This is a genomic window from Streptomyces sp. NRRL F-5755, assembly GCF_001279365.1.
Taxonomy (GTDB): Bacteria; Actinomycetota; Actinomycetes; order Streptomycetales; family Streptomycetaceae; genus Streptomyces; species Streptomyces rimosus.
The window spans coordinates 1-3,528 of the sequence record NZ_LGCW01000119.1; the positions used below are offsets into that span (position 1 = coordinate 1).

The 3,528-nt window shown below is 73.8% G+C and carries 1 protein-coding gene; it reads right to left on the reverse strand.

What is annotated here, in order from left to right:
• Nucleotides 1-973 precede the first annotated feature (973 nt).
• Entirely contained in the window at nucleotides 974-3,466 is a 2,493-nt protein-coding gene (locus ADK86_RS14310) for a [protein-PII] uridylyltransferase (protein ID WP_063788993.1), read from the reverse strand.
• Nucleotides 3,467-3,528: the final 62 nt, after the last annotated feature.

Here is a 3,528-nt window from a genome sequence, read left to right on the forward strand (position 1 = left end):
GGTTTGGAGCGGGAGGAGGGTGTTGGGCGAAACGGGGCTGTGGGCTGGTGGAGGATTTTCGGGGGGAGGGGGGCTTTGGCTGGGCCGGGAGCCTGGGCCTGGACCGAGCCAGATGTCCGGACCTGGAGCAAGCCAGGAGTCCGGGCCTGGGCCGAACCGGGGGTTCGAGCCTGGGTCGAGCCAGGAGCCCGGGTCTGGAAAGGTGCCCAGGTCTGGAAGGGGGCCCAAGATCGGGTAGCGGGTCGGGGTCGGAAAGCGGGGCGAGATCGGGAGGGCGCTCGGGGTTCGCGGCTTGCCTTGTTGGTGCGGAGGGTTTTGTTGGCGGCGGGCGCCTCGTTGGCGCAGGGGGCTTCGTTGGCGGCGGCCTCGTTGGCGCAGAGGGCTTCCTTGGCGGCGGGCGCCTCGTTGGCGCAGGGGGTTCTCTTGGGGCAGGGAGCTTCGTATCAAAGGGCGGCCTCCCGTCTGAGGCCCGTGTTGGCGCCAGGGCCAAGCCGTACGCCGCGTACGAGAACCGTCGCGCCTCGGAGAACCCTCACTCCCCGAGGAACCCCCACGCCTCTGGGGCCTCTCCCCCTGTGGGGCGCTGCCCCTCCAGGCATGGTCCCGTCCGTGAAAGCTGCCGCCGCCCCTCCGGCCATCGTCCCGCCCGTAAAAGCTGCCGCCCCCCGGGCATCGGCCCACCCTGACAGCTGCCGCCCCTTCGACCACCACCCCGCCCCCGGGCCGCGCGCCCTCGGCGAATCGCCCGCCGTCTCCGGGCCTCATCCCGCCGCCGCGTCCGGCGCCGCCGCCCAAGGCCGTACAGCCGCCGGGAGCCTCCCCGCCGTCAGGCTCGAAGGGCTGCCCCGAGGCAGGCCCCAGCCGAACCGCCCGTACAGGCCGATCAACAAAACCTGCCTCTCCCAACCCACCGAGCCCTCCAGCCCCGGGAAGGGCCGACCCATGCCCGTCGCCTCCCGCGGACGAACAAGCCTCACTGCTTCAATGCGCGCTCCACCGCCTGGGCCACCTCTGTGGCCGCCGCGTCCGGCAGTGGTTCGCCCTTCTCGTTCGTGACGTAGAACGCATCCACCGCGTTCGCTCCCAGCGTGCTCACGTGGGCGCTGCGTACGGTGACGCCCGCGGCCTCCAGTGCGCGGCCGATGCGGTGCAGCAGGCCCTGCGCGTCCTGGGCCCTTACCTCGATCACGGTTGCCGACTGCGAGCTTCCGGGGGCGACGGTCACCCGGGGCGGCGGGGCCTGCGCGCCGCGCGAGCGGCGTGCGTACGCCTGTTCGCGCTCCGCCAGCCGGGCCGGTACGTCCAGCGAGCCGTCCAGGGCCCGTACGAGGTCCGCCCTGAGCCGTACGGTCTGCGGGAGCGAGCCGTATTCGGCGGCCACCCGCCAGCTCAGCAGCAGGACCGGGCCCTCGCCGATGGGATCCATGCTGCGCAGGTCGGCGGCGCGGACGGTGAGGCGGTGCATGGCCAGGACACCCGCGGCGGCGGGGAGCACGCCGGGCTGATCCGGTACGGCCATCAGCAGCTCGACGCCCACCGGCTCCGGCTCGGGCGCGACGTGCGGGCCCGTTCCCGTATCCGTATCGGCCCTATTCGTATCGGCGCCTCCGTCCGCACCAGCGGCCTTGGAGGCATACTCCGTTTCGCCCTGGCCCTCCGCCCGTGTGCGCAGGGTCAGCACCGGGCCGCCACTGCGCCACGCCTCGACGGCCAGGCGTTCCTGCTCGGCGGTCGGCTCGTCCGTCGTGCGCCCCTCCGGCGCGGCTTCTCCCGCCAGTCGCGCCGTGACACGTTTCACCAGGTCCGCGACGAGCGACCCGCGCCAGGTGCTCCAGGCCGCCGGGCCGGTGGCCAGCGCGTCGGCCTCGGTGAGGGCATGCAGCAGCTCCAGTGTGCCGATGGTGCCCACCGTGTCCGCGACCGCCTCCACCGTCGCCGGGTCGCCCAGGTCCCGGCGGGTGGCGGTCTCGATGAGCAGCAGATGGTGCCGTACGAGCGTGGCAATCACCGCCACGTCGCGGGCGTCGAAACCGATCCGGGCCGCCATGTCCCGGGCGATGGTCTCGCCCGAGATGGAGTGGTCGCCGGGCCACCCCTTGCCGATGTCGTGCAGCAGGGCCGCGATCAGCAGGAGATCGGGGCGGTGCACGCGGCGGGTGAGCGCCGAGGCGCGGACGGCCGTCTCGATCAGGTGCCGGTCCACGGTCCACCGGTGCACGGCGTTGCGCTGGGGCCGGCAGCGCACCCGCTCCCAGTCGGGCAGCAGCCGGCTGACGATTCCCTCCGCCTCCAGCGCCTCCCATACGGGGACGGTCTGGGCGCCCGCGCCCAGCAAGGTGATCAGTTGTTCCCGCGCCTCGGCCGGCCACGGCACGGGCAAGGGGCGGGTCGTGGCGGCCGTGCTCAGTCGGCGTACGGCATGCCGGGACAACGGCAGCCCGGCCTGTGCCGCGGCAGCGGCGGCGCGCAGGGGAAGGACCGGGTCATGTTCGGGTCGCGCCGTCCGGGCCAGTACGGCTTCGCCGTCCAGCTCGACCACGCCCTCGGCGAGCGGCGACCGTTCGCCCCGGCCCGTTCCACCACCGGCCGTACGGCCCTTGAGCAGACCGCGCAGGACGGGGCGGACGGAGCGGGACCGCAGCACCCGCCCGACTTCGCGCCAGGTGACGTCACTCGCGTACGAGATGGTGCGCGCGGATTCGTAGACCTGCCGCAGCAGTACGTCCGCGTCGAGCACGCCGAGCGCCTCGGCCACCTGGTCCTGTTCCTGGAGGGCGAGGCGGTCGGTGGCGCGGCCGGTCGTCAAGTGCAGCGCGTCGCGGACGTCCAGCAGACGGGTGCGGGCCGCCTCCAAGCCCTCGCGCGGTGCGTCGGCCAGCCAGGAGGCGGCCACCGCGCGGAGTGCGGTGGCGTCCCGCAGCCCGCCCCTGGCCTCCTTCAGGTCCGGCTCCAGCAGGTACTGCAACTCGCCCTGGCGGGACGCGCGTTCGCGGCACATTTCGTGCAGCTCCGGCAGGCGTTTGGGGGCCTGTTCGCGCCAGTCGGCCAGGGCGGTGCCGCGCAGGGCGCTCGTCAGGTCCGGGTCACCGGCCAGGTGGCGGGCGTCCAAGAGACCGAGTTGGACCTTGAGGTCGTCGCGAGCGGCCTTGCGCGCTTCGGAGAGTGTCCGTACCGAGTGATCCAGGGCGAGGTTCAGATCCCAGACCGGGTACCAGAGCTGGTCGGCGAGAGCGGCCACCGTACGGGCGCCGGCTTTGCCGTCGTGCAGCAGGAGCAGGTCGAGGTCACTGCGGGGGGAGAGTTCACCGCGGCCGTAGCCGCCGACGGCGACGAGCGCGAGGCCGGAGCCGGCCTCGGCTCCGCCTGCCGCACTGCGGAAGAGACCGGCCAGCCAGTCGTCGGTGAGACGGGCGAGGGCGGACCGGCGCTCGGGGCCGCCCGGCCCGGGGGTCTGGAAGAGTCGCAGCCGGTCGGCAGAGAAGCCGCTCTGGGGGGCGGGGCGGCTGCCTTCGGGGGTCGGGTGGTGGC